The following is a 25,720-nucleotide window of genomic DNA, read 5'->3' as shown; positions in this document are numbered from 1 at the left end:
AACTTTTAACTAATAAATAATCGTTGGATAGCTAATTGAAATCAATTAAGCTGATAATAATAAGTTTAATAAAATTTATAAAAAAAGTTGAGGAGAGGGGTTTTTATGTTAGAAATTAATGATTATTTTGATGGAAAAGTGAAGTCTATAGGTTTTGAAAATGGCTCAACGGGTAAAGCCTCTGTTGGTGTGATGATGCCTGGCGAATATGTTTTTAGTACCAATAATCCAGAAGAAATGACAGTGATAACTGGTTCGCTCAAAGTTTTATTACCTACTGCAACTGATTGGCAAATTTTTGAAGCAGGGCAGATTTTTCATGTCGCCAAAGAGAGTCAATTTGATGTGCAAGTCAGCGAGACAACAGTTTATTTGTGTCGTTACTTAGCAAAATAGGCATTCATATTAAATCTAAGAAAGCTTAATCATTGATAGATTTGCTTTTATGCAATAAAAAAGGCTAATTTTACAATTAGCCTTTCATTAAAATATTTTACTATATTACTTAAGTTCTAATTCATTCATCGCTGCGATACTAAAGCCACCATCAACATGAATGACTTCACCCGTAATACCTGACGATAAATTTGAACATAAGAATGCAGCTGAATTACCTACGTCTTCAATGGTTACTGTACGACGAATAGGGGTTACTGATTCACAATGTGATAACATCTTTTTGAAATCTTTAATTCCTGATGCAGCTAAAGTACGAATAGGGCCAGCAGAAATTGCATTTACACGAATACCTTCAGGTCCCATTGCATTTGCCATATAACGTACATTTGCTTCTAAAGATGCTTTAGCAAGACCCATAACGTTATAATTAGGAATTGCACGTTCAGCGCCTAAATAAGAAAGAGTGACTAATGCTGAGTCAGGATTTAGCATTGAACGACAAGCTTTAGCCATAGCAACAAAGCTATAAGAGCTAATATCATGTGCGATGGCAAAACCTTCACGAGTTACCGCATTAACATAATCACCATCTAATTGATCACCAGGAGCGAAGGCAATTGCATGAACAAAACCATCGAATTTATCCCAAGTTTTAGCTAGCTCTGTAAATAATGTTGTGATGCTTTCATCATGCGCAACATCACAAGGTAAAACGATTTTAGAATTAAAATCAGCAGCAAACTCTTCAACACGGCCTTTTAATTTTTCGCTTTGATAAGTAAAAGCTAATTCTGCGCCTTCACGGTGCATCGCTTTTGCAATACCGTAAGCAATAGAACGATTACTTGCAACGCCGGTAACCAGTATGCGTTTACCTGTTAAAAATCCCATAAATTGTTCCTCTAATATTTTTTACTATATATTCTAGAATGCTGATGATTATATGTTGATATAGTTAACTTCGCTACTATAAATTTATTTTTCCTTATTTAATCGTCATTTTATTTCTAAAAAATAAGTTGTTTATTTGATTAATACTTGACTATAATACTCAACTATTAGATGACATTGTTGGTACTTCATGATGAAAGATAAAGATTTAGTTTGCTATAAAACGTTACCTGTTTGGGATGCAAAAACTTTACCCGATTTGTTTCGTGAAAAACATAATACACAACTAGGTACTTGGGCAAAATTAAATATTATAAAAGGTCATATCAATTTTGATATGTTAACCGAGCAAGGCGATATCGTTTCTCAATATGTTTTTGATGTTCAGCATCAGCCTCCATTTATTGAGCCTCAGCAATGGCATCGAATAGCTCATGTTTCAGATGATTTGCAGTGCCAGTTGGCTTTTTATTGTCAACCTGAGGATTATAGCCAGAAAAAATATCAGATGACTAAAACCCATTCTGACGTGTTGGAAGTCTGTCAAATCATTCAGGCCGGAAAAGCGCTAGATTTAGGTTGTGGTTCAGGCCGTAATTCACTCTATTTACAGCTACTTGGTTTTGATGTTGATGCCGTTGATAAGTCAGAAATGAGTATTAGTAATTTACAAGAAATTATTGCAAACGATCATTTATCGCATATCAATGCATCTATTTATGATATTAATCAGGCTAATTTAAAAGGTAACTACGATTTAATTATTTCAACTGTTGTAATGATGTTTTTACAACCAGATAGAATTCCCGATATCATTCATAATATGCAAAACATAACTAAAACGGGTGGTTATAATTTAATTGTTTGCGCTATGTCAACTGATGATTTTCCTTGCACTGTAGGATTTTCGTTTACGTTTAAAGAGAATGAGTTACTTAATTATTATCAAAATTGGGACATCCTAAAATACAATGAAGATGTTGGCGAACTGCATAAAACGGATATCCATGGCAACCGAATAAAGCTCCGCTTTGCGACGCTGTTAGCCAAAAAACGATAATATTACAGGAATTTATCCTGTAATATCTTTTTAACTAGTTCCCCAGTATCTTACCTACTTCAAACCATGCTTTGCGAGAGTTCAATAGATCTTGAGCAGACATTGGTTTTTTACCAGCAGGTTGTAAAAGTGTCATATTTAATGCGCCATCACTTGTTGCAATACATATTCCTTTTTTATCCGCTTGTAAAATAGTGCCAACAGGTCGATTGTGGGATGTTTTTATCACTTCTGCTTGCCATACCTTTACTGGCTCGCCATTAACGTCAAAATAACTAACAGGCCAAGGATTAAAGGCGCGAATGCAACGTTCCAGTTGCTGTGCCGATAGGTTCCAATCAAGTTTAGCTTCTTGTTTAGATAATTTTTCAGCGTAAGTGACCTGTGATGGATCTTGTTTTTCAGGTTGGATTTTTCCTTCGGTAATTAGTGTTAAGGTATCAAGTAGTCCTTTTGGACCTAATTGCGCCAATTTGTTATATAACGTTGCACTGGTATCAGAAGGTTCAATTGGACAGGTGAGTTTATATAACATATCACCCGTATCAAGCCCTGCATCCATTTGCATAATTGTGATACCGGTTAAAGTATCACCAGCCCAACAAGCGCGTTGAATAGGGGCTGCGCCACGCCATCTTGGTAATAATGAACCATGCACATTTAAACAACCTAGTTTAGGCATATCAAGCACAGCTTGCGGTAAAATAAGACCATATGCCACCACAATCATAATGTCGGCATTGAGCTCAGCAATGATTTTTTGGTTTTCTTCAGTTTTGAGTGTAGCAGGTTGATAAACAGGAAGATGATTTTCGATTGCTAATTGTTTAACCGGACTTGCAGTTAACTTATTGCCACGTCCAGCAGGGCGATCGGGCTGAGTAAAAACTGCAATGACATTATGTTTAGCATCAATTAATGCTTTTAAATGGGTAGCGGCAAAATCAGGCGTGCCAGCAAAAATAATCTTTAGGGGATTTGTTGTGTGTGACATGTGTAATATATCCATAATCAAAATATGACAGATATTATACTTTAAATTGACCTAATAATCCTTAATCACATCACTGTACTCATAATGGATATCATATGTATACCGAGTAAAGGTGGTTATAGCGTTAAGTGATCTTGAATCATAGCGAAATCTCATAATAGCTGGTGAAAAGTTTGTGGATAAAATAATAGTAAAAATCCACAAACAACTTAGTAACCTTATATTTAACCAATTAATTATGTTTTTATTTTACTTAAAATGGAAAAAATATTGGTACCAACGCTATATCAACTAACATAACCAAGAAGGTTAACGGCACACCAACTTTAACAAAATCACTAAAGCTATATCCACCAGGTGCAACAACCATTGTTTTTACAGGTGATGAAACAGGTGTAATAAACGATGCAGATGTCGCAATAGCAACGGTCATAGCAAATGGATAGGGTGAATATCCAAATTTTATTGCTAAATCAATCGCAATTGGTGCAATTAAAATCGCGGTTGCGGTATTAGAAATAAACAACCCTACCGTTGAGCATAATAAAAAGATAAAAGTTAACACCATGTAAGGGCCAAATGAACGTAAGTGGATTTCAAGCCATTGTGATATGAGCGAAATCCCTCCCGTCTTATTTAACGCTACCGCGAAAGGCATCATACCGATAATTAGAATTAATGTTGGCCAATGAATTGATTTATAAGCATTTGCCATATCAATACAGCGGGTGGCACCCATTAATAAACAAGCAATCAGTGCAGCAACAACATTTGGGACAATACCTGTCACCATTAAAATAATCATTACCGCTAGATTAAATAGTGCGATAAAAGCCTGAGAGCTTGCTGGTGCAACATCATCAATGTCTGATGGGTAATCAAGTACCACAAAATCACTAGTCCGGGTTTGTAGTTTTTGTATAGATCCCCAGTCTCCGCATACCAAAAGTGTATCGCTCATTTCTAGTCGTTCTTGGAATAGGTTATTGGTTTCAACTGGCGCATGGTTTCGCCAGATTCCAATAACAGTCAGAAAATATTTTTCCCTAAAATCAATTTCATTAAGAGTCTTTCCACATAATGATGATTCAGGCAGCAATGCAACTTCAGCCATACCGACTTCTTTGACTTGTTCCGAAAAATATTCACCACGTAATACTTTTGGTTCAAGATTGTTAGTGGTTAGAAATGTGCGATAGTCAGCTTCGGAATGAGACATGTCCAATAAAAGAATATCGTTTTCTCTAAATTCAGTACTACCATTTACAGGGATGAGCACTTTTTGGAATTTTCGCCAACGTTCAATACCAATTACATTTACACCATGCTCAGTACGTAAATGTAATCCATCAATGGTTCGCCCAACAAAAGGAGAACCAGCAAGAATTTGCGCGCGGTGAGCTCGGCCAATTAATTTATAATCTCTAATTAAATCGGTAATTTTACGTCTTTGAGGTAAACTATTGTTAGCGGTGACTTGGTCCGCTGTAAGTAACCAATTGCGTGTTAATAAACAATAAATCACACCAACAACTAATACGCCAAGGCCTATTGGCGTAATTGAAAAGAAGCCAAACTCGGTTAATGCAGCTCGGCTAAGTTCACTATTTACTACAAGGTTTGGAGCTGTTGCGACAAGAGTCATCATGCCACTAATTAATGCTGCAATACACAGTGGCATCATCAATTTTTTTACATGGATACCTGTATGGTTAGCAATACTGATAGCAACAGGAATAAAGATTGCAACTACACCAGTTGAGCTCATAACCGAACCCAGTAAAGCTACACCTAACATAATAAAGGTAATAATTCGAATATCATTTTTACCTGCTGCTTTTAAGATATATTCACTCATTTTGTAAGAGATACCCGTTCTTACTAAACTTTCACCGATTACGAATAACAGTGCAATGAGGATAATATTGGGATCGCTAAATCCCGCAAGCGCTTCAGCCGGAGTTAATACACCCGTGACGGTAATTGCAGTTATCGTCAATAACGCAATAATATCCATTCTTAATTTACTGAATGAAAACAATAAAATCGCAATAAAAAGTAACAAACAAACAGTAATGAGTGGGTAATATTCGATTATATAATTAGGTAAAAGAGCAGACATTGATGATAAAAAACTATGTCCAGATGACGAATGTTCCACAAAAGGTAGCTCATGAAGTTGATTATATTTTTGACATAATACCTTGATTTATTGTAATAGGGAATATCTTGAAGTAAAGATTCTTAAGTATCAACTATGGTTAAAATGACATTTTTAACATTTTTTGCTGTTTTATTTTTAAGCTCTTCGCATTCATAAAACTTAGGTGTAATTTAGTCAACTTGATGCGTTTAATTTTAAAACCATATTTAGGAGTCAATATGTCATCAAAAAAGTCTGTTGCGGAAATTATTATTGAAGTGTTATCTCAAGCGGGGGTTAAACATTGTTATGGTATTGTTGGAGATACCTTAAATCAAATTACGTCTGCTATCAAAAAAAGTGATATTGAATGGGTACATGTTCGTCATGAAGAAGTGGGTGCTTTTGCTGCAGGAGCTGAAGCTTATCTTACCGATCAAATAACTGCTTGTGCTGGTTCATGTGGACCAGGAAGCCTACATTTTATAAATGGTATTTATGAAGCACAACGCAATAAAGTACCATTGGTTTTACTGGCTAGCCAGTTAGTTACCTCTCAACAAGGAACTGATTTTCCGCAAGAGGTTGATTTTGAATCTATTTATAAAAATTGTTCTGTCTTTTGTCAGCAAATTTCGGATCCAACACAAGCACGACGAATTACTACAGCAGCTGTACAAGCGGCAATAAATCAACGAGGTGTTGCTGTTATAGTTATTCCTTATAATATAAGTTTAGTCAAAGTTGAAGATAATAGTGGACAGAAAATTTTTCACCCGAAACCAGTAATTCGGCCATCTGATGAAGAGCTTGCACAAATTTCCGAAATTCTAAATAAAAATAGTAAAGTGGCAATATTTGCAGGTCATGGAGTATCAGAAGCTCATGATGAATTAGTTGCGTTAGCAAAAAAATTAAAGTCACCAATTGTTCATACTTCAAGAGCTAAAGATTTCGTCGAATATGATAATCCGTATAACGTTGGCATGACAGGGATGTTTGGTATGGAGTCTGGCGCAACGGCGATAAAAGAGTGTGATGTGCTTTTGATGTTTGGTGTTGATTTTGCGTGGTCACAATTTTATCCAGATGATGCAACAATTATTCAGGTAGATATCGATGCAACTCATCTTGGTCATCGCCATAGTGTAGATATTGGTGTTGTAGGTGCAAGTAAACCAACCCTAGCCGCTTTATTGCCATTAGTTAATGAAAAAGCAGACAGTGCATTTTTAGATAAATGTCGTGAATTACACACTAAAGCAATTGATAAATTAGGTAAGAAAGCGATACCATCAAAAACGGTTATTCACCCTCAATATTTAACCGAATTGATTGATAAATATGCCAATGATGATGCCGTACTATGTGCAGATGTTGGTTCTGCTATGGTTTGGGCTTGCCGTCATTTTTCAACCAATGGTAAAAGACGGACCGTTATTAGTTTAAAACATGGCACTATGGCCAATGCGATGCCACAAGCATTAGGTGTACAAAAAGCTTTTCCTAATCGTCAAGTCATTACCTTATCAGGAGATGGTGGTATTAGTATGTTGTTAGGCGATTTGTTAACCACAATCCAAGAAAACCTGCCAATTAAAGTTGTTGTGCTTAATAATAGCTCACTTAACTTTGTTGAATTGGAACAAAAATCAGAAGGGCTTGTCGATCACTATACTGATTTAAAAAATCCTGATTTTGCTAAAGTAGCTGAAGCGATGGGATTATTTGCTATTCGTGTCGATAATTCAGATTTGCTTGAAGCCGCAGTGCAATCATTTTTAGCTCACCCTGGACCTGCATTATTAGATGTTAAGACAAACGAATATGAATTAGTTATGCCGCCTGAAATTCATACTTCACAAGTAATGGGAATGGCGCTTTATAGTGTAAAGGCATCATTGAGTGGCAAAATGAAAGATGTGGTTAATTTGTTGGTTGATAATTTTGTAAAAAAATAGACTAAGCAATAGATAAAAAAAAGTTGAGGAACGGGGTTTTTAGGGGGATTTTTACGATATCTGCCGCATTTTGCGGCAGATAAGTTTGATTAAAAACTAACAGCACCTTCTTCAGCTGAAGATAAATTTTCTCTAACAACTGTATAAAGTTCTCGACCAAAACCTTTATGGGAATCGGTTAAATCGATGGGTGCTGGACTGCGTTTTGCGAGTTCAGCTTCATCAACTAATAGTGTTATTTCACCGGTTTGACCATTGACTCTGATCATATCACCTTGTTCAACTTTGCTTAATAATCCACCTGCATAGGCTTCAGGTGTAACATGAATAGCTGCCGGTACTTTGCCTGATGCGCCAGATAGCCGTCCATCAGTTAATAACGCAACTTTATAGCCACGATCTTGCAAAACACCCAATGGTGTTATTAATTTATGTAGCTCTGGCATACCGATAGCTTTTGGACCTTGATAACGAACAACTACAACACAGTCTTTGTTGAGGTTGCCGGCTTTATATTCTGCATCTAAATCATACTGACTATTAAAGACTACTGCAGGTGCTTCGATAATTTGGTGCTCAGAGGTAACAGCAGACGTTTTCATTATCGCTCTCCCTAAATTGCCAGACATCACTTTTAAGCCACCATGAGAGTTGAAAGGTTTTTTTATTGAAGCAATCACATTTTCATCTAAAGATTCTTTAGGACCTTCGCGGAAGATGAGTTTACCATTTTCTAAAATTGGCTCTTTCGTGTAACGGCTCAGTCCATGGCCAACTACAGTTTCAACATCTTCATGTAACAAACCACCGGATAATAGTTCTCGGACCAATAATGAAGTTCCACCTGCTGCTTGGAAGTAGTTAATGTCGGCCGGCCCATTAGGGTATATTCGGCTCAATAACGGAACAACTGTTGATAAGTCTGAAATATCGTCCCAATTAATAACAATACCAGCCGCTTTAGCCATAGCGACAATGTGCATAGTCAAATTGGTTGAGCCACCTGTGGTTAAAAGCGCAACTAAACCATTAACAATTACTTTTTCATCCACCATTTTACCAACTGGCATATAATTTCCTGATTGGTTAGTTAAACGAGTGATCTGTCTTGCAGCGGCATTGGTTAGTTCATTGCGTAATGTTGTTTCAGGGTGAACAAAAGCGGCTCCAGGTAAATGTAATCCCATTAACTCAATGACCATTTGGTTACTATTTGCGGTGCCATAAAACGTACAAGTTCCGCTGGTATGGTATGAGGCTGATTCAGATTCTAATAAATCTTCGCGAGAAGCTTTTCCTTCTGAATAAAGTTGACGAATGCGAACTTTCTCTTTATTTGGTAAACCTGAAGGCATCGGTCCAGAAGGAACAAAGATAGCGGGTAAATGCCCAAAAGATAGGGCCCCAATAAATAATCCTGGTAAAATTTTATCGCAGACTCCTAGATACAGTGCGCCATCAAACATATTATGTGATAACCCAACGGCAACAGACATTGCAATCACATCTCGACTCATTAGCGAAATTTCCATACCCGGTTCGCCTTGGGTTACACCATCACACATAGCCGGTACCCCTCCAGCCATTTGGCCAACAGCGCCGACTTCATGTAGCACTTTTCGAATTTGTTCTGGATAAAATTCATAAGGTTTATGTGCTGATAACATATCGTTATAAGAACTGATAATGCCGATATTACTTTTTAATATATTTTTAAGATCATTTTTCTCATCGAGGCAACAAGCGGCAAAGCCATGAGCTAAGTTACTACAAGGCAAACTTGCTCGGGTAACTTTCTTTAACATAGCATGTTCTATTTTTTGTAGATAAGCTTCACGTGTTGCTTTAGAGCGATTAATAATGCGCTGAGTTACAGCTAAAATAGTGGAATTCACATTAACCTCTTAGATTATATTTATTATAATTTCTAAACTTTTATAAATTTATTCACAATGACATATTGAATTAATAACCTTCATGCTATCTTCAATAACACCATTTAGTGGTTGTTCAATATTGATAGCATAAACATCTTTTTCATTGGCTGTTGGTTCTTCTAATGCGTCAAATTGCGACTGTAGCATTCCTGTTTTTTGATAATGCCCTTGGCGTTTAGCTAAACGTTGGGAGATAACATCAAAACTTCCTTTTAAATAAATAAAGTGCACATTTTCATTATTCTCCACGAATAATGTCTCGATATTTTTCTTTTAATGCTGAGCAGATAATAATCGAAATATCATTGACATTACTCATTGCAAATGCAGCATTACTAATTAAGTTTAACCAAGGCATCCTGTCGTTATCATTTAGCGGGGTACCGCTGCGCATTTTCAAAATATTGGCTTTGGGATGTAAAAAGTCACCATCTAGAAAAGCGGCATTTAGGTTATCGGCTATTTGTTTTGCAACAACCGATTTACCGCTACCTGATACACCCATGAATACGAAAACATTTTTCCTTTGTTGTGTCATTACGTTATTCTCCAAAATAACCTGTTACGGGTAACATTTTGACATTTTAATCCATTATTGCAATTCAAAAAAGTTGATTTTGTGATCTGGATCATACTTTGTTTTGGGTAAAGGTCTTTATCACGATTTGGGATCTCAAGTTTATTTTAAAAAATAGATTTCGATCACAAAAATATAAAATCTTATTTGTTTTTTATTTCGAAAGTATTTAATCTTTCGATATTGTTTTTGTTTTCGAAAGTTATAATTTAAAACGTAACATTAAAAAGATAAAAAATGGAGAGTAAATATGAATAAATGTCAGCTTCTTTTCGAAGACAATCTTAAATTTGACAATGAGTTAGCCTTACTGACTTATTTAAGTCAACAGTTACAAAAAAAAGGGATTGTCAAACAGAGCCATTTGAAAGCTTTACTTGATCGGGAAGCATTATATCCAACCGGTATTTTGCTCGATGGCTATGCGGTGGCTATTCCACATTGTGAAGCTGAACATGCTAACAGTCCTGCGATTTTTATTCTTCGCACCCAATCTCCGGTTTCGTTTCAACGTGCAGATGACGATGGCACCGTTGATGTTTCATTGATTATTTCATTGGTAGTGACTTCACCAGCTGATCAACTATCACTGTTGAAAGCACTTTTTACCCATTTACAAGATAAAGAATTTTATCACTTTTTATTAAGTCGTTCGCAAAACGAAGTGGTCGAACGTTTTAATGAAGTGATATTTAATCAATAAGTTGTTTAGGAGACATTATGAAAAAAAAGATTATTGTTGCATGTGGTGGCGCCGTTGCGACGTCAACTTTAGCAGCAGAAGAAATAAAAGAGCTATGTAATGAAAATAATATTGAGCTCGATTTAGTGCAGTGTCGTATTAATGAAATTAATACCTTTATTGATGATGTCGACCTGATCTGTACGACGGCAAAAATGGATCAAACATTTGGCGATATTCCGATTGTGCATGGTATGCCTTTTGTGTCTGGCGTTGGAATTGAGCAGTTAAAAGCAAAAATATTGTCTATTTTAAAAGGATGAACCTATGTTTACTGAAATTATGCAGTACATCTTAGATTTGGGACCGTCTGTAATGCTACCCATTGTGATTATTCTGTTTTCACTTTCGCTAAGAATGAAAATTGGTGATGCATTAAAAGCCGGGATTCATATTGGGATTGGCTTTGTCGGTATTGGTTTGGTGGTTGGCTTATTAACCAGCTCAGTTGGGCCGGCAGCTCAAGCTATGGCAGAAAGATTTGATATTAGTTTGAATGTTGTCGATGTTGGTTGGCCTGGCGCAGCCCCTATGACGTGGGCATCGCAAATTGCGCTGGTTGCTATTCCCATTGCCATTGCAGTAAACATTGCCATGTTACTTTTAAGATTAACCCGTGTTGTTAATGTTGATATTTGGAACATTTGGCATATGACCTTCAGCGGGGCGCTGGTTTATATTGCAACCGGCTCTTACTGGCTAGGTATTGCTGGCGTGGTTGTACATGCAATTATTGCTTATAAATTGGGGGATTGGTTTGCTAAAGATACCAAAGATTTTTTTGAACTTGACGGCATTGCTGTGCCACATGGTACTTCGGCCTATTGTGGACCGATAGCGGTATTTGTCGATGCGGTGATTGAAAAAATACCTGGCATTAGAAAGATTAATTTCAATGCGGTAGATATGCAAAAAAGATTTGGCGCATTTGGCGAGCCAGTCACAGTTGGTCTATTTATGGGGATTTTATTAGGCGTATTAGCCGGTTATGGTGTTAAACAGACCTTGCAACTTGCGATTCAAACCGCAGCGGTAATGCTATTAATGCCAAGAGTAATTAAACCTATCATGGACGGTTTAACCCCAATATCTAAACAAGCACGTAAACATCTTCAATCAAAATTTGGTGGGCAAGACTTCCTTATCGGTTTAGATCCGGCACTATTGTTAGGTCATTCAACTGTTGTTTCTGCCAGCTTAATTTTTATCCCGTTAAGTATTTTTATTGCCATTGTGCTGCCCGGTAATGAAGTTCTTCCTTTTGGTGACTTAGCAACTATCGGCTTTTTTATCGCAATGGGTGTGGCGATTCATCAAGGCAATCTGTTTAGGATTATTATTTCCGGTTCAATCATTATTGCTATTACCTTATGGATTGCAACGCAAATGGTGCCACTAACCACTCAGCTTGCCGTCAATGCCGGTACTATTACTGCTGGTAATGGCATCTCGGTTGGTGCGATGGATCAAGGTGGTTCGCCAATTACTTATATCTTAGTTCAACTGGTTAATTTAAAACAACCGATCGGGTTTGCCTGCATTGGTCTCTTTTACCTGTTTTGCCTATTTTTGACCTGGCAACGCGCGCAAAAAGACAAATTGTTATTAAAACAGCAACATGTAGAAGGTGCAAATAGCGTAAATGAGCAATAAAAAAGCCATTTTTTAAATCCATTAAGTAACGTTCACTGTTAAACCAGTGGACGTTAGAACAGCAACCTATTTGATTATTAACATAGGAAAATAATATGAAAGCAGTCGTTGTTAATGATGAAGGGACTTTATCTGTAGAAGATATTGAGATGCCCAAAATCACTTCACCAGATCAAATTCTGGTGAAAGTGGCGTATTGCGGGTTATGTGGTTCTGATATTCCACGCATTTTTCATCATGGTGCACATTTTTACCCAATCACACTTGGCCATGAATTTAGTGGCACGGTTGTCGAAATGGGCAGCGATGTGACAGAGTTTGAGATTGGTGATCTGATCTCTTGTGTACCTTTATTGCCTTGTTTTAAATGTGATGAGTGTCAAAAACATTACTATTCACTTTGTAAACATTACACCTTCGTTGGCTCAAGAATTACTGGCGGATTGGCACAGTATATCGTCATAAATAAGAGAAACGCTTTTAAGTTACCGAAAAGTGTTAGCCCTATTGAAGGGGCATTTTTTGAGCCAATGACTGTTGGGATGCATGCACTGTTATTGGCTGACGGTTGTCAAAATAAGAATGTGGTGATTGTTGGTGGCGGTACCATTGGTTTGCTTGCTATGCAGTGCGCCAAAGCGATGGGAGCTAAATTTGTTGCGGTATTAGATATTAATCAAGAGCGTTTAGATCTGGCTAAAAAGATAGGTGCTGATGCGGTTTATCACTCTAAAAATATGACAGCTTCGGCGATCTATGAAGCACTGATGCCACATCGATTTGATCAGGTGGTATTAGAAACCGCCGGCACACCAGCGACAGTAAGCTTAGCCATTGAAATAGCTGGCGCTAGAGCCAAAGTCGGTTTGATTGGCACATTGCATCATGATGTGACTCTTTCAGAAAAAACATTCGGGATGATTTTACGAAAAGAGCTTGAGATCTTAGGAAGCTGGATGAATTACTCTGCACCATGGCCTGGCAAAGAGTGGCAACTCGTTAGTCAGTTTTTTGTTGACGGTAAAATCAGGTTAGATGAGCTAATTGCAGGGGTGGGTGATTTTAATGAATTTACTCAACAAGTTAGTGCATTAAACGGTCATCCAATGAACGGTAAAATTTTATTAAATTGCATTTAATTATCTGATTTAGATCAGCTATTAAAAATGAGCGCTTATCTTTTGATTTTGTTTGTTATACACTGCTGAAGAATTTTCGAAAAAGGAAATATTATGAATGCAAGTGAAAGACGTCAACAAATAGTCGAACTTATTAATGCGAAAGGAACTGTTTTGGTTAGTGATTTATCAGGACAATATGATGTTTCGGAAGTGACAATCAGAACAGATCTTCGTTTGCTGGAAAAACAAGGTGTTTTGACTCGATTCCATGGCGGGGCAACCAAAATCATGAGTAAAGGCGATTTAAAATCATTTAAAGAATTGCAATTAGAAGAACGTTATCAGCGTTTTATAGAAGCTAAAAAACGTATTGCAATTGAAGCAGTTAAACATGTCAAAGAGGGTGATACCATTATTTTAGATAGTGGTAGTACTACAATGTTGATAGCTGAAGAGTTAGTAAAACTCAAGCATATCACTGTCATTACCAACAGCCTTACTTCTGCATTTATTTTGTCGGACAACAGTGACATTATGTTATTTATGTGTGGTGGTACGCTGAGGCATAAGACTCGTTCTTTTCATGGAAAAATTGCTGAGCAATCGTTAGACGGCATTTCTGCTGATATTTTGTTTGTTGGTGCAGATGGAATAGATGCAAAAAGAGGAATAACAACGTTTAACGAAGGCTACACTATCAGTAGTGTGATGGCTAATGCGGCAAGGCAGGTTATTGCAGTTTTAGATTCATCAAAATTTGGACGAAATGGCATTAATATCGTATTACCACTTAATAAACTAAGTACCATTATTACCGATACTGATGTCGATAACAGTTATAAACAACAATTTGAAGAAAAAGGCATTGATTTTATAGCTGTTTAAATTTTGACTGGTGATTGTGTATCTTTTTGAATAAAGCTTAAAAGATTTTTTAGCTAAATATTTGATTTTATATAGTTAACGTAATAATGACAATGGATTGTTGTTGGCTATTATGTTGATTAATATTATTAAACTAATTTAATTGTTTAAGCTTGTTATTTCTCCCAACGATATGATTTTGCAATCAATATGTAGGCGAGAATATGATATTAACAATTACCATGAATCCTTCTGTGGATATCTCTTATCCACTCAATACACTCCATATTAATGACATTAATCGTGTTACAAATGTTAAAAAAACCGCCGGTGGTAAAGGGCTAAATGTCACACGAGGTGTGAAATTTTCGGGCATCAATGTGTTAGCCTCAGGTATTGTTGGCGGTACAACCGGCCAGTATATTCAAAAACAGTTAGATAGTGACAATATCCATTACCATTTTTATGTTACTAAACATGAATCACGTAATTGTATTGCGATATTACATGAAGGTAATCAAACCGAAATTCTAGAATCTGGGCCAACACTCGAACAAAAAGAGGTGGATGCCTTTTTAGCGCACTATCAAACGTTAGTGGATAAAGCCAAGGTAATGACCATTTCAGGATCTCTACCACAAGGTTTCCCGGTTGATTTTTATGCCACATTAATTCAAATCGCCAATAAAAAAGCCATTCCTGTTTTACTAGATTCCTCCGGCAAAATGTTATTAGCTACGTTGGTCTCTGAACATAAACCTTACTTAATTAAGCCGAATAAAGATGAATTACAACAAATAATTCAGATGGATATTGATGTTAATGATACTGCTTCGTTGATTAAGGCGGTTGATCATCCACTGCTGAATGCAATCCCTTTTATCATCATTTCACTGGGTAAAAATGGAGCTTTTGCTCGTTGTCATCAGCAATATTATCAAGTTTCAATTCCTAAAATTGATGTTGTCAATCCGGTTGGGTCTGGCGATGTGACGTTAGCGGGTCTTGCAGTAAGCATTCATGAAAACGAATCGATAGAAACCATGCTCAAAAGGGCGATGACGATGGGCATGTTAAATGCCATGGAATCGCAAACCGGCTTTGTGAATATGCACAATTATGATGATTATTTCCAACAAGTTATTGTTAACCAAATTTATTAAATATTAATTAAGGAGTTATTATGTATCTTATTTCAAGTCAAGAGATGTTAAAAAAAGCGCAACGTGAAAATTATGCTGTTCCGGCATTTAATATTCACAACCTTGAAACAATTCAAGTTGTGGTTGATACCGCAAAACAGTTGCAGTCTCCGGTTATATTAGCCGCGACCCCCGGCACTTATCGTTATGCCGGCACAGAGTATTTAATCAACATTTGTAAAACAGCGGCCCAAATTAAACATTTCCCGTTTGCTTTGCATCTTGATCACCATGAAGATGTCGATGATATTCAAGCCAAAATTGCCGGCGGTATTCGCTCGGTTATGATCGATGCTTCACATCATCCCTTTGAAGAAAATATTGACATTGTGCGTAAAATGGTCGAATTTAGTCATAAATTTAATGCCAGTGTTGAAGCTGAATTAGGGCGTCTGGGTGGACAAGAAGACGATCTTGTTGTGGATGATAAAGACAGCGCTTTTACTGATCCGGATGCGGCAAGGGAATATGTCGAGCGAACAGGCATCGATTCTTTAGCGGTGGCAATTGGATCGGCTCATGGTATGTATAAAGGTGAGCCTAAATTGGATTTTGATCGATTAGCCAAAATACGCGATAAAGTTGCGATTCCTCTGGTGTTGCATGGCGCTTCAGGAATACCTGAAGCAATGGTGAAAAAATCGATTTCATTAGGTATCTGTAAAGTGAATGTGGCAACTGAATTAAAAATTGCTTTTTCAGATGCGTTGAAACAATACTTTCAAGCTCAACCGGATGCTAACGATCCAAGGCACTACATGCAACCGGCTAAACTGGCAATGGCGAAAATTGTGGAAGATAAAATTCGTATTTGTGGAAGTGCAGGTAAACTATAATATGAAAGCTAAAGGTACTTTGTTTGATTTAGATGGTACTTTGGTTAACTCTCTACCAGCAGTTGAGCGCTGCTGGTTGAAATTTGCTCAGCGGCATCATTTAGATGCCACTAAGGTATTAACAACCATTCATGGGCGTAAAGCTATCGATAATATTAAGCTGTTTTTACCTGATCAGCCCACTAGTTTGATTGAGCAAGAATATCATTGGATGGAGCAATTAGAGTCAAATGATGTACAAGGGATTGATGAAATACCGGGCGCAAGCGATTTTCTGCAGCTATTATCATCAATGAATATCCCTTGGGGGATTGTCACTTCCGGCACTAAAATTGTGGCTGAAGCAAGATTTAGTTTGCTACAGGTTGCTAAACCGTCGGTATTTATCACCGGCGAAATGGTGGCTAACACCAAACCAGCTCCAGACGGCTATTTGCAAGGCGCAAAACTGTTAAATTTAGCCGCCAGTTCGTGTATTGTTTTTGAAGATTCCGCTGCGGGCATTGAGTCAGCAAATAAGGCTAATTGTCAGGTGATTGGTGTCAATATGTCTAATTTGATTAATCATCATGCCCAGCTAACTATCGATAACTTTAATGATCTGATTGTTGAAAAAATCACAGGTAGCGATCAATTCATTATTAATAAAAAAACGTTTTGCTAATAGGATAACACCCGGCAACCTGCTTTTGCTCCACACAAGCGCAATCTATTTAACCGTCTTTAGATTGAAAGCATACAAAATTTAGCATAAATTTATGCATACTTTCAATCAGATAAAGGTTATTGCGTTGCCTTACTCATCGCTTGTTTAAAGGTTGAAAAAGTACAAAAGCCCTGCATGTTAATTGGGAAATTCCCCATTTCTAACGTCACTTTAGGTGGTGGGTTTCGCCGGTTTAATTTGGTTAAATGACGAATTTGAACGGTGGATTGATAAAAATATTCAATTTTCATCATCACTGGTCGCTTGGAATAATAGTAAAGAAGAAAGTTATTGAACCGCGGAAGCGTTTCAATAACTTATGTATGAATAAATTAATTAATTTGCGTTTGATTGTCTGGTTTTTTCAAGCGATTAACAAACATCATCACGATAAAAGCAATAACGGTTAAATAAATAATGAATATTCCATATGTTGATAACATATCGACAAATGAACGTCCTCGTATACCTATATCGCGGAAAAAGCGGAAGAGCCAAACTAATGGAAATGCGTGGCTGACATAAAATGCCCAGATTGGCATAATGCCTACCGCCATGGTTGAGCCACCCATAATGAATCCAGGTGGAACAAGGAAAATCATTCTGCTAGCCCCTTCGCCTGGATGATTGGTATTCCAAGATAATAAGAAGCCTAACCAGCCAAAAGCGAGTCCAGTCATAAATACACTAGGTACAAAAATAAAGTAATTACCATCAAAACGTAATTGCCCAAATAAAACTAGTATTGCAGTAATTAAAGTTAAAGCAGTGGTATAAAATAGGGCATAAGGCACGGTTCTCGCTAATAGTGGTACAAAACCACGTTCTATTACGGTATTCCACATCCCCATTGTTTTTAATCGGCCAATTATCATTAATGATGTTAATCCATACGTTAATGACGAGAAGAAGTAAACGAAATAGATTATAGTGGATATTGTTGATGAACTAGACGGATTAAACATGGTCCTAGTTTTTAATTGCATTGGTGATAAGGTTGCTTCAGTTGCTTCTCTTCCAAGCCCTAATGCTGCAACTTTACCAACGCTCAATTCAGCACCCGATTCAGGAATGATTTCATTAAGACTTTGCATTACCTTGGCATTTTGTGCGTCATTTGAATCATCAGCAAAATAACCTAACTTAACGGTTTGATCCCCTTTTTTTAGAGACTTTTCAAGTCCTTTAGGAATATATAACACTCCTAAATTACGGTCGTGTGATACTAATGTAATTGGATTTATTGGTGAGCGAATTACTTCTGTTATTTCAATAAATGGTGAAGTATTTACTTTACTGATTAATTCAGTTGAGTAATTGGAACCATCAAGATCAATAACAGCAATTTTTCCTTCAAAAACTGAACCATGGCTTAGCACAATTGAAAAAACAAGTGATACGATAGCCGCTAAACCTAAGCACACTTTATAATATGGAATGAAGTGGCCTGATAGCATAGCATCAAGCTCTTCAAGCATAGATTTAATGATGTTTTGCATCATTGATCAACCTCAATTGTCATACCTGTTAATAAATGCGGTATAGGTTCTATATAAATTCTGACTTGATAAGATGTTAAATCTGCCTGTCCTCGTTCCCGAGTCATTCGTAAATCAGCAAATGAAGGCGCCGCGGTTGCAAAACGGACAGTACCTTTTACTGTTTTGTCCAGGGCAATCACATTCGCTTTTACTTCAGTTTTAGGTTGATAACCATTAACCATTTTTTCGTTAACATAGATGTCAACATATTTACGGTCTGTTTCTAACAATACTGCTGGTGCGCCAGCAGGCACCATTTCACCATCTTCAAACATTAGTTTTAGTACTTTTCCATCTTCTGGTGCAACTAATGTAAGGCGGCTATAATTTACTTTCAGTTGTTTTAAATCGGCTTCGGCTTGTGCTAGTTGAGCACGAATTTGAGCAAGTTGATTTTGGCGATTTTGCAGTTTTTGTCTAGCAATAGTAATCGACTGCAATGTCATACCCGTTGCATTTCTAGTTTGTTCAAACTGAGTGATTTGTTCAGGTGTTGCACCAATCATCAATGTTGATAATTGACTTTCAATCTGTACAACTTGCATTTTTGAATTAATGTAGGCATTGCGTGCAGCATCAAGTTGTGATTGTGAAGAGCCTCCAGTTTTTCTTAATTGAGTATGACGTTGAAATTCAGTATTAGCTAAGTCTCGAGAAGATATTGCAGCTTCTAAGTTCGCTTTAACTTCTTCTATTTTCCGCCACGTTGATAATTCATTGAGGTTAGTTTCATTTTCAGTGATTTCGATTGCTGCTTGTTCTTGATTAACTGCGGCTGTTTGACTATCAACTAGCGCTTGTAAGCGATCTATTGATAGCTGCGTATCAGTATCTTCAAGTTGCATTAATGGATCGCCTTTTTTTACAAATTGTGATTCTTGGACAAACCGTTTAATGACTTTGCCACCTACATTTTGAAATGCAACATTGATTTCATCAGCAGTTAATACGCCTGATTTGATACTTTTAGCAACAGTTACTGCATCGTTCCTTGAACCAAGACAAATCAATGTTGATCCAATTAGAAGTAGCAATAAAAATATAGCAGGAATTTTAATGTTTTTTGGTAAATCTAAGTTTAGTTTATTTTTCATTTATTTAGTCAGCTAAGTATATTGTTAAAATATCATGATTTTTAGTGATTAAAAGCAATTATTTACGTAATAATTTACGTAACATTGCAATTAAAGATTCCTGCTCTTGTGCATTTAAAACCTGAGCAAAAGCACGAATCGATTTTAAGTGATTAGGTAGCGCTTTTTGTATAAGATTTACACCAGTTGTGGTGAGCCTGATTAGTCGAGAACGACCATCTTCCCCACTTTTCGTCATCGATATTAAAGGATCTTGCGCAGCTAACATCCGTTTAACCATTACTGAGACAGTTGCAGGAGTGACGCCAACTTTCAATGCTAGCTCGCTAGCGCAGGTTTCACCTTCACTATACAATGACATTAGCAATTCAAATTTTCCTTCAGAAACATCATAATCTTTTGCAAGTTGTGCATAAATATTAGAACGAATTAAATCGGCAGTAGTAATTAAACTTAGGACCAGATCAACGCCTGAAACCTCGATAATTTCATCATTAAAACTTTGTGCTTTTGCTAAAGTTTCGCGCGAAGGAAGTATTCTTGAGTTGTAATTCAATTGCTTTACCTAATTTATTTAGTCGGCTAATTATACTGGTTTGTCCTAAATTGGCAATTGTTTTTTTACTTTAGTTTGAGAGGTTGATCTCATTAATTTGTTAATTTTCATTGATATTTAGTTAGTCAAGAATGATAACTTATTGTTTTAAAGCTTATTATTTAATCTACTACTAAAGTGGTAATCCTTGAGGGTAATTATATTCTATCTAAAGTTCCTTAAAATATCGTATAGATAAAAATTAAATAATTGAATTAAAAATAAATTTGGAGCTTTTTATGAGTAAAACCAATCTCGTTATTATAGGCAATGGGATGGTTGGACATCGTTTTGTCGAAGAAATTATCGAAAAAATGCAGTCTGATAATTTTAAAATTACCATCTTTTGCCAAGAACCAAGAGTAGCTTATGATCGTGTTCATCTTTCTTCCTATTTTTCAGGCCATACTGCAGAAGCTCTGTCTTTAGTTCGGGAAGGCTTGTACCAAGAAAATGATATTAATATTTTACTTAATGAACGGATTATTTTGATTAATCGCCAACGTAAAGAGGTGCATTCACAAACTGGGCGTATTGTTTCTTATGATAAGTTGATTATTGCAACGGGCTCTTATCCATGGGTTCCTCCAATTAAAGGTGCTGAAGGGGCGAATTGTTTTGTTTATCGTACCATTGAAGATCTCGATGCGATTCGTGATTGTGCTAGTAATTGTAAAATAGGTGCAGTTGTCGGTGGAGGTTTACTTGGACTTGAAGCTGCTGGTGCATTGAAAAACTTAGGTGTTGAAACTCATGTTGTCGAATTTGCTCCAGTCTTAATGTCAGAGCAACTTGATGCAATGGGTGGTGATCAACTGCGTAGAAAAATCGAAGAGATGGGAGTTGGAGTTCATACAAGCAAAAATACTCAAGAAATTATTCATACCCCATCAGGTAAAGTTATGCAATTTTCTGATGGTTCATCACTTGAAATTGATTTTATTGTTTTTTCAACTGGCATCCGTCCCAATGACCAATTAGCTAAAGCGTGTGAATTAGATATTGGACCTAGAGGAGGTATCGTTATTAACGATTATTGCCAAACTTCAGATCCGGATATTTATGCCATAGGTGAATGCGCCTGTTGGCAAGGTAAAGTTTACGGTTTAGTTGCACCTGGTTACAAAATGGCACAAGTTGCCTTAGCACATTTAATCGGTGAAAGCGCTAAATTTGAAGGTGCCGATATGAGTGCTAAACTCAAATTAATGGGAGTCGACGTTGGTAGTATTGGTGATGCAAAGGCTAAAACAATAGCTAGCAGAAGCTATGTTTATTTAGATGAAAGTGTACCAGTTTATAAAAAGTTAGTGGTATCTAATGATAATAAAAAACTATTAGGTGCTGTTTTAGTTGGTGATACATCTGATTATAGTAACTTGCTGCAACTGATGCTTAATGATATGGATTTACCTGAACATCCTGATTCTCTAATTTTACCATCACATGCAGGTGCTAAGCCTGCATTAGGCGCTGACGCATTACCTGATAGTGCACAAATATGTTCTTGTTTTGATGTGACAAAGGCAAAAATTGTTCAAGCTATTCATGCTGGTTGTCATACTGTTGCTGCAATTAAAGCTGAAACTAAAGCGGGTAGTGGATGTGGTGGTTGTATACCACTAGTAACGCAAATCCTTAATTTGGAATTAGCGAAACAAGGTATTGAAGTAAGCCATGCACTTTGTGAACATTTTAAATATTCTCGGCAAGAGCTTTTTCACTTAATTCGTGTTGAAGGATTAACTTCCTTTGATGAAGTGATAAAAAAGCATGGTACCGGCTATGGCTGTGAAGTTTGTAAACCAACAGTTGGATCTATATTAGCTTCATGTTGGAATAATTATATTCTTAAACCAGATCTTGTACCGTTACAAGATAGTAATGATATCTTTTTAGGTAATATTCAAAAAAATGGTACTTATTCAATTATTCCTCGTAGTGCTGGTGGTGAAATTACTCCAGAAGGATTGATTGCGGTTGGTCAGATTGCTAAGAAATACAATCTCTATTCAAAAATTACTGGTTCACAACGTATAGCGTTGTTTGGTGCGCAAAAAGATGATCTTCCTGCTATCTGGAAAGAACTGATTGATGCTGGTTTTGAGAGTGGTCACGCTTACGCTAAGGCATTACGTATGGCAAAAACTTGCGTAGGTAGCACTTGGTGTCGGTTTGGGGTAGGAGATAGTGTTAGTTTAGGTGTCGAATTAGAAAACCGCTATAAAGGTATTCGAGCGCCTCATAAATTCAAACTTGGTGTTTCAGGTTGTACCCGTGAATGTGCCGAAGCTCAGGGTAAGGATATTGGCGTTATTGCAACTGAAAAAGGTTGGAATCTTTATGTTTGTGGTAATGGTGGTATGAAACCTCGTCATGCCGATCTTTTAGCTGCTGATTTAGATCGAGAAACCCTTATTCGCTACTTAGACCGTTTCCTTATGTTCTATATTCGTACAGCGGATAAATTACAACGGACTTCTGTCTGGTTTGAAAACCTTGAGGGGGGGATCGAATATTTGCGTAGTGTCATTATTGATGACAAATTAGGTATCAATGACGAACTTGAAAAAGAGATGGCTCGCATTCGTAAGCTTTTTGTTTGTGAATGGAAAGAAACTGTTAATAATCCAGAAGCACAAATCCGGTTTGCTCATTTTATTAATAGTCCTAAACGAGACGATAATGTTCAGTTTGTACCTGAGCGACAACAACATCGTCCCGCCACCCTTGAAGAACGTCAAGTTATGTCAGGAGAGTAGATTATGAGTCAATGGGTAACTATCTGTAAAATTGAAGATATTTTTCCTGAAACAGGGGTTTGTGCTTTAGTTGGTAAAGAGCATGTCGCTGTTTTTCGTCCTTTTCATTCTGACGAGCTTTATGCGATTAGTAATATTGATCCTTTTGCTAATGCTAGTGTGCTTTCTAGGGGGATTATTTGTGAGCATGAAAATGAATTATGGGTTGCTAGTCCTCTGAAAAAACAACGCTTTCGTTTAAAAGATGGTTATTGTTTTGAAGATGCAAGTTATTCCATCGCACACTATGAGGTCAAAATTGATAATGATGGATTTGTTAAAGTTAAATTTAACTAATAAATAAAAATAGGAATAATAAATGTATACAGAAACAATTAATAAATGTGCTGTTAATGCAGCACGTATTGTTAAATTAGCTAAAACCAATCCTATAGGGTTTTGGCTAAGTTCTGCTATGGCTGGTGCTTATGTTGGTCTGGGTATCATATTAATTTTTACGCTGGGTAATTTGCTTGATGCATCAGTTAGACCTTTAGTTATGGGAGCAACATTTGGAATTGCATTAACTTTAGTTGTTATAGCAGGCTCGGAGTTATTTACTGGGCATACCATGTTTTTAACATTTGGTGTTCAAGCTAAAAAGATTACACACTTTCAAATGTGGTGGGTATTACCACAAACGTGGCTAGGCAATTTACTGGGATCTATTTTTGTTGCTGCTTTATTTTATTGGGCGGCAAGCCCATTATTGGCAACAGATACTTCCCTTATACATACTGCGGCATTAGCAAAAACATCCACTCCCGCAATGGCTCTATTTTTTCGTGGAATTTTATGTAATTGGTTAGTTTGTTTAGCTATTTGGATGGCAAATCGAGTTGAAGGTTCAGCCAAATTTATTGCTATATGGTGGTGTTTATTGGCATTTATTGCTTGTGGGTATGAGCATAGTGTTGCTAATATGACGTTATTTTCTCTTTCTTGGTTTGGAAATCATACTGATGCCTATACTTTAGGTGGTATTGGGCATAACTTGTTATGGGTTTCGTTGGGTAATTTAGTATCTGGAGCACTCTTTATGGGCTTAGGATATTGGTTTTCAACACCTAAAGCAGATCGACCTTAATCATTATTGAATAAGGTTGTAATTGTTTAGCTTACTGTTTTTAAGAATTATTGGATTATTAACAGTAAATTTTTTAGATCAATAAGATATTAATGGTTGTTTTTAAAGTCTATGGATTATTTACCTTTATTTTGTAAATTAGAAAACCGTGATTGCTTATTAGTTGGTGGTGGGGAAATAGCCGAGCGTAAAGCTCGGTTATTGCTTGAAGCTGGCGCAAATTTAACTGTCAATGCTCTTGAATTTACTCAGCAATTTGTCTGTTGGCAAGAACAAAAACAATTGGTTTTAATACAAGGTGAATTTGATACACAACTACTCGATAATAAATGGTTAGTTATTGCCGCAACAGATTGTCAACAAACCAATCAGCAAGTCAGTATAGAATCAGAAAAGCGACGTATTTTTTGTAATATCGTTGATTCACCTAAAGGTGCTAGTTTTATTATGCCTTCTATTATTGATCGCTCTCCAATAATGGTTGCGATATCTTCAGAAGGTCATGCTCCTGTATTGGCACGGTTATTACGTGAAAAACTAGAAGCGATTTTACCGCAAAATATTGGCAAACTAGCGAAATATGCTGGTTATTTGCGTAATAAAGTAAAAGCAACTTATCAAAGCATGACTGAACGAAGAAGATTCTGGGAAAAGCTATTTACACATGATAGGTTAGCTCAAGCTATAGCTAATAATGATTCAGAAAAAGTTGAAATGTTAACTAATGAATTATTTGAAGAGCCCGTTGATTATCGAGGTGAAGTGGTTTTAGTTGGTGCCGGTCCGGGTGACCCAGGGTTGTTGACATTAAAAGCTCTTCAACAAATTCAACAAGCCGATATTATTGTTTACGATCGATTAGTATCCGATGAAATAATGAATTTAGCTCGACGAGATGCTCAGCGAATTTTTGTCGGTAAGCGGCCTGGTTTTCATTGTGTGCCACAAGAACAAATTAATCAAATATTACTTGAGCAAGCCCAAAAAGGGTTGCGAGTAGTAAGACTTAAAGGTGGTGACCCCTTCATTTTTGGTCGAGGCGGAGAAGAGCTTGAAACACTATTTGATGCTAATATTCCTTTTTCGTTAGTACCAGGAATTACAGCTGCTTCAGGATGCTCAGCCTATAGTGGAATACCATTAACTCATCGTGATTATGCTCATAGTGTTCGTTTAATTACGGGGCATTTGAAAGATGGCACTCATTTGGATTGGCAAAGTTTAGCTGCTGAAAAACAGACTCTCGTTTTTTATATGGGATTATCACAAGCAGAAAATATTAAAACACAATTAATTAAACATGGTATGGATAGTAATATACCTGTGGCTATAGTAGAAGAAGGTACAAAAGCCAATCAGAAAGTTGTAGAGGGATTATTATGTGATCTTACTCAACTTGCATTACATGCTTGTAGTCCTAGTTTAATTATTATTGGACGTGTAGTTGCATTACGCAAAAAGTTAAATTGGTTTTCTAAACTTTAATGTTAGATAAAGTGAAGAATGGCATAATTAG

23 protein-coding genes and 1 pseudogene are annotated in these 25,720 nt (G+C 36.7%); 15 read left to right on the top strand and 9 right to left on the bottom strand.

Translation table 11 applies throughout. The annotated features are described in order from the left end of the window. Positions 1-105: 105 nt before the first annotated feature. Positions 106-396: a pyrimidine/purine nucleoside phosphorylase gene (gene ppnP, locus GYM76_RS09330; RefSeq protein ID WP_065562934.1), complete on the top strand. Its 291-nt coding sequence runs from the start codon at positions 106-108 to the stop codon at positions 394-396. A 105-nt stretch (positions 397-501) separates the two neighbouring features. On the opposite strand, the gene fabI is transcribed toward ppnP, so the two are convergent. Further along, the gene (gene fabI, locus GYM76_RS09325; RefSeq protein WP_065562933.1) at positions 502-1,290 is read right to left on the bottom strand and encodes an enoyl-ACP reductase FabI; all 789 of its coding nucleotides are present in this window, start codon (positions 1,288-1,290) and stop codon (positions 502-504) included. Between the two features lie 190 nt (positions 1,291-1,480). On the opposite strand from fabI, the gene tehB reads away from it, so the two are divergent. Continuing rightward, positions 1,481-2,350 (top strand): SAM-dependent methyltransferase TehB, encoded by an 870-nt coding sequence (gene tehB / locus GYM76_RS09320; protein WP_065562932.1) that lies wholly within the window; start codon positions 1,481-1,483, stop codon positions 2,348-2,350. A gap of 34 nt (positions 2,351-2,384) precedes the next feature. Here tehB and fmt read toward each other — a convergent pair whose 3' ends face one another. Together fmt and GYM76_RS09310 are read right to left on the bottom strand one after the other, a co-directional pair. After that, positions 2,385-3,344 carry a methionyl-tRNA formyltransferase gene (fmt, locus tag GYM76_RS09315; RefSeq protein ID WP_220225308.1) on the bottom strand — a complete coding sequence of 320 codons (960 nt, stop codon included), beginning with the start codon at positions 3,342-3,344 and terminating at the stop codon, positions 2,385-2,387. 253 nt (positions 3,345-3,597) lie between these two features. Continuing rightward, positions 3,598-5,466 (bottom strand): SLC13 family permease, encoded by a 1,869-nt coding sequence (locus tag GYM76_RS09310; protein ID WP_065562930.1) that lies wholly within the window; start codon positions 5,464-5,466, stop codon positions 3,598-3,600. A gap of 260 nt (positions 5,467-5,726) precedes the next feature. Between GYM76_RS09310 and GYM76_RS09305 the strand changes: the two genes are divergently transcribed. Next, positions 5,727-7,448, top strand: coding sequence for a thiamine pyrophosphate-dependent enzyme (locus GYM76_RS09305; RefSeq protein ID WP_220225307.1), 1,722 nt, complete (start codon positions 5,727-5,729; stop codon positions 7,446-7,448). 89 nt (positions 7,449-7,537) lie between these two features. Here the strand turns inward: GYM76_RS09305 and edd are convergent, their stop codons facing one another. Both edd and GYM76_RS11145 read right to left on the bottom strand, forming a co-directional pair. Continuing rightward, entirely contained in the window at positions 7,538-9,343 is a 1,806-nt protein-coding gene (gene edd, locus GYM76_RS09300) for a phosphogluconate dehydratase (RefSeq protein ID WP_220225306.1), read from the bottom strand. 48 nt (positions 9,344-9,391) lie between these two features. Further along, positions 9,392-9,923, bottom strand: a pseudogene (locus GYM76_RS11145) (gluconokinase, GntK/IdnK-type). Between the two features lie 289 nt (positions 9,924-10,212). Between GYM76_RS11145 and gatA the strand changes: the two are divergent. The 8 genes from gatA (at position 10,213) to GYM76_RS09250 (ending at position 17,044) form a co-directional block, all read left to right on the top strand. After that, positions 10,213-10,665: a PTS galactitol transporter subunit IIA gene (gatA, locus tag GYM76_RS09285; RefSeq protein WP_065734969.1), complete on the top strand. Its 453-nt coding sequence runs from the start codon at positions 10,213-10,215 to the stop codon at positions 10,663-10,665. A gap of 17 nt (positions 10,666-10,682) precedes the next feature. After that, entirely contained in the window at positions 10,683-10,967 is a 285-nt protein-coding gene (gene gatB / locus GYM76_RS09280; RefSeq protein ID WP_065734968.1) for a PTS galactitol transporter subunit IIB, read from the top strand. 4 nt (positions 10,968-10,971) lie between these two features. Further along, complete coding sequence (locus GYM76_RS09275) at positions 10,972-12,357, top strand: PTS galactitol transporter subunit IIC (protein ID WP_220225303.1); 1,386 nt, start codon at positions 10,972-10,974, stop codon at positions 12,355-12,357. A 95-nt stretch (positions 12,358-12,452) separates the two neighbouring features. Further along, positions 12,453-13,496, top strand: a complete 1,044-nt coding sequence (locus GYM76_RS09270) for an alcohol dehydrogenase catalytic domain-containing protein (RefSeq protein ID WP_220225302.1) — start codon at positions 12,453-12,455, stop codon at positions 13,494-13,496. Positions 13,497-13,589: 93 nt separating this feature from the next. After that, positions 13,590-14,363, top strand: coding sequence for a DeoR/GlpR family DNA-binding transcription regulator (locus tag GYM76_RS09265; RefSeq protein ID WP_065734965.1), 774 nt, complete (start codon positions 13,590-13,592; stop codon positions 14,361-14,363). Between the two features lie 203 nt (positions 14,364-14,566). Next, entirely contained in the window at positions 14,567-15,505 is a 939-nt protein-coding gene (gene lacC, locus GYM76_RS09260; RefSeq protein WP_220225301.1) for a tagatose-6-phosphate kinase, read from the top strand. A gap of 20 nt (positions 15,506-15,525) precedes the next feature. After that, the gene (locus tag GYM76_RS09255) at positions 15,526-16,380 is read left to right on the top strand and encodes a tagatose bisphosphate family class II aldolase (protein ID WP_220225300.1); all 855 of its coding nucleotides are present in this window, start codon (positions 15,526-15,528) and stop codon (positions 16,378-16,380) included. Position 16,381: 1 nt separating this feature from the next. Then, positions 16,382-17,044: an HAD-IA family hydrolase gene (locus tag GYM76_RS09250; RefSeq protein ID WP_220225299.1), complete on the top strand. Its 663-nt coding sequence runs from the start codon at positions 16,382-16,384 to the stop codon at positions 17,042-17,044. A 119-nt stretch (positions 17,045-17,163) separates the two neighbouring features. Here GYM76_RS09250 and GYM76_RS09245 read toward each other — a convergent pair whose 3' ends face one another. The 4 genes from GYM76_RS09245 to GYM76_RS09230 all read right to left on the bottom strand — a co-directional run bounded on the left by GYM76_RS09245 (position 17,164) and on the right by GYM76_RS09230 (position 20,277). After that, positions 17,164-17,340 carry a hypothetical protein gene (locus GYM76_RS09245; protein ID WP_176713967.1) on the bottom strand — a complete coding sequence of 59 codons (177 nt, stop codon included), beginning with the start codon at positions 17,338-17,340 and terminating at the stop codon, positions 17,164-17,166. 78 nt (positions 17,341-17,418) lie between these two features. Continuing rightward, positions 17,419-18,588, bottom strand: a complete 1,170-nt coding sequence (locus GYM76_RS09240) for an ABC transporter permease (RefSeq protein ID WP_218060058.1) — start codon at positions 18,586-18,588, stop codon at positions 17,419-17,421. Then, positions 18,585-19,721: an HlyD family secretion protein gene (locus GYM76_RS09235; RefSeq protein ID WP_220225298.1), complete on the bottom strand. Its 1,137-nt coding sequence runs from the start codon at positions 19,719-19,721 to the stop codon at positions 18,585-18,587. The genes GYM76_RS09240 and GYM76_RS09235 overlap by 4 nt, the downstream gene beginning before the upstream one ends. A gap of 58 nt (positions 19,722-19,779) precedes the next feature. Continuing rightward, positions 19,780-20,277, bottom strand: coding sequence for a MarR family winged helix-turn-helix transcriptional regulator (locus tag GYM76_RS09230; protein ID WP_220225297.1), 498 nt, complete (start codon positions 20,275-20,277; stop codon positions 19,780-19,782). A 278-nt stretch (positions 20,278-20,555) separates the two neighbouring features. Here GYM76_RS09230 and nirB point away from each other — a divergent pair, with 278 nt between their 5' ends. From nirB to cysG, 4 genes are all read left to right on the top strand, one after another. Then, entirely contained in the window at positions 20,556-23,078 is a 2,523-nt protein-coding gene (nirB, locus tag GYM76_RS09225) for a nitrite reductase large subunit NirB (protein ID WP_220225296.1), read from the top strand. 3 nt (positions 23,079-23,081) lie between these two features. Continuing rightward, positions 23,082-23,414 (top strand): nitrite reductase small subunit NirD, encoded by a 333-nt coding sequence (nirD, locus tag GYM76_RS09220; protein WP_065562923.1) that lies wholly within the window; start codon positions 23,082-23,084, stop codon positions 23,412-23,414. Positions 23,415-23,436: 22 nt separating this feature from the next. After that, entirely contained in the window at positions 23,437-24,204 is a 768-nt protein-coding gene (gene nirC, locus GYM76_RS09215; protein ID WP_065562922.1) for a nitrite transporter NirC, read from the top strand. A 111-nt stretch (positions 24,205-24,315) separates the two neighbouring features. Continuing rightward, positions 24,316-25,689, top strand: a complete 1,374-nt coding sequence (gene cysG / locus GYM76_RS09210) for a siroheme synthase CysG (RefSeq protein WP_065562921.1) — start codon at positions 24,316-24,318, stop codon at positions 25,687-25,689. Positions 25,690-25,720: the final 31 nt, after the last annotated feature.

Source organism: Gilliamella sp. ESL0443 (assembly GCF_019469165.1).
GTDB classification, from domain to species: Bacteria; Pseudomonadota; Gammaproteobacteria; order Enterobacterales; family Orbaceae; genus Gilliamella; species Gilliamella apicola_E.
Note: the sequence above shows the minus strand (reverse complement) of the source record. Positions and strands in the feature narration are given on the sequence as shown.

Excerpts from the sequence above, each read along its gene's own strand:
- nirB (WP_220225296.1), top strand. The coding sequence starts at position 20,556 with ATGAGTAAAACCAATCTCGTTATTATAGGCAATGGGATGGTTGGACAT.
- lacC (WP_220225301.1), top strand. The coding sequence starts at position 14,567 with ATGATATTAACAATTACCATGAATCCTTCTGTGGATATCTCTTATCCA.
- fabI (WP_065562933.1), bottom strand. The coding sequence starts at position 1,290 with ATGGGATTTTTAACAGGTAAACGCATACTGGTTACCGGCGTTGCAAGT.
- gatA (WP_065734969.1), top strand. The coding sequence starts at position 10,213 with ATGAATAAATGTCAGCTTCTTTTCGAAGACAATCTTAAATTTGACAAT.
- tehB (WP_065562932.1), top strand. The coding sequence starts at position 1,481 with ATGATGAAAGATAAAGATTTAGTTTGCTATAAAACGTTACCTGTTTGG.
- nirC (WP_065562922.1), top strand. The coding sequence starts at position 23,437 with ATGTATACAGAAACAATTAATAAATGTGCTGTTAATGCAGCACGTATT.
- nirD (WP_065562923.1), top strand. The coding sequence starts at position 23,082 with ATGAGTCAATGGGTAACTATCTGTAAAATTGAAGATATTTTTCCTGAA.
- GYM76_RS09310 (WP_065562930.1), bottom strand. The coding sequence starts at position 5,466 with ATGTCTGCTCTTTTACCTAATTATATAATCGAATATTACCCACTCATT.
- GYM76_RS09255 (WP_220225300.1), top strand. The coding sequence starts at position 15,526 with ATGTATCTTATTTCAAGTCAAGAGATGTTAAAAAAAGCGCAACGTGAA.
- GYM76_RS09270 (WP_220225302.1), top strand. The coding sequence starts at position 12,453 with ATGAAAGCAGTCGTTGTTAATGATGAAGGGACTTTATCTGTAGAAGAT.
- GYM76_RS09235 (WP_220225298.1), bottom strand. The coding sequence starts at position 19,721 with ATGAAAAATAAACTAAACTTAGATTTACCAAAAAACATTAAAATTCCT.
- gatB (WP_065734968.1), top strand. The coding sequence starts at position 10,683 with ATGAAAAAAAAGATTATTGTTGCATGTGGTGGCGCCGTTGCGACGTCA.
- GYM76_RS09250 (WP_220225299.1), top strand. The coding sequence starts at position 16,382 with ATGAAAGCTAAAGGTACTTTGTTTGATTTAGATGGTACTTTGGTTAAC.
- cysG (WP_065562921.1), top strand. The coding sequence starts at position 24,316 with ATGGATTATTTACCTTTATTTTGTAAATTAGAAAACCGTGATTGCTTA.
- fmt (WP_220225308.1), bottom strand. The coding sequence starts at position 3,344 with ATGTCACACACAACAAATCCCCTAAAGATTATTTTTGCTGGCACGCCT.
- GYM76_RS09275 (WP_220225303.1), top strand. The coding sequence starts at position 10,972 with ATGTTTACTGAAATTATGCAGTACATCTTAGATTTGGGACCGTCTGTA.
- GYM76_RS09305 (WP_220225307.1), top strand. The coding sequence starts at position 5,727 with ATGTCATCAAAAAAGTCTGTTGCGGAAATTATTATTGAAGTGTTATCT.
- GYM76_RS09265 (WP_065734965.1), top strand. The coding sequence starts at position 13,590 with ATGAATGCAAGTGAAAGACGTCAACAAATAGTCGAACTTATTAATGCG.
- GYM76_RS09245 (WP_176713967.1), bottom strand. The coding sequence starts at position 17,340 with ATGATGAAAATTGAATATTTTTATCAATCCACCGTTCAAATTCGTCAT.
- ppnP (WP_065562934.1), top strand. The coding sequence starts at position 106 with ATGTTAGAAATTAATGATTATTTTGATGGAAAAGTGAAGTCTATAGGT.
- GYM76_RS09240 (WP_218060058.1), bottom strand. The coding sequence starts at position 18,588 with ATGATGCAAAACATCATTAAATCTATGCTTGAAGAGCTTGATGCTATG.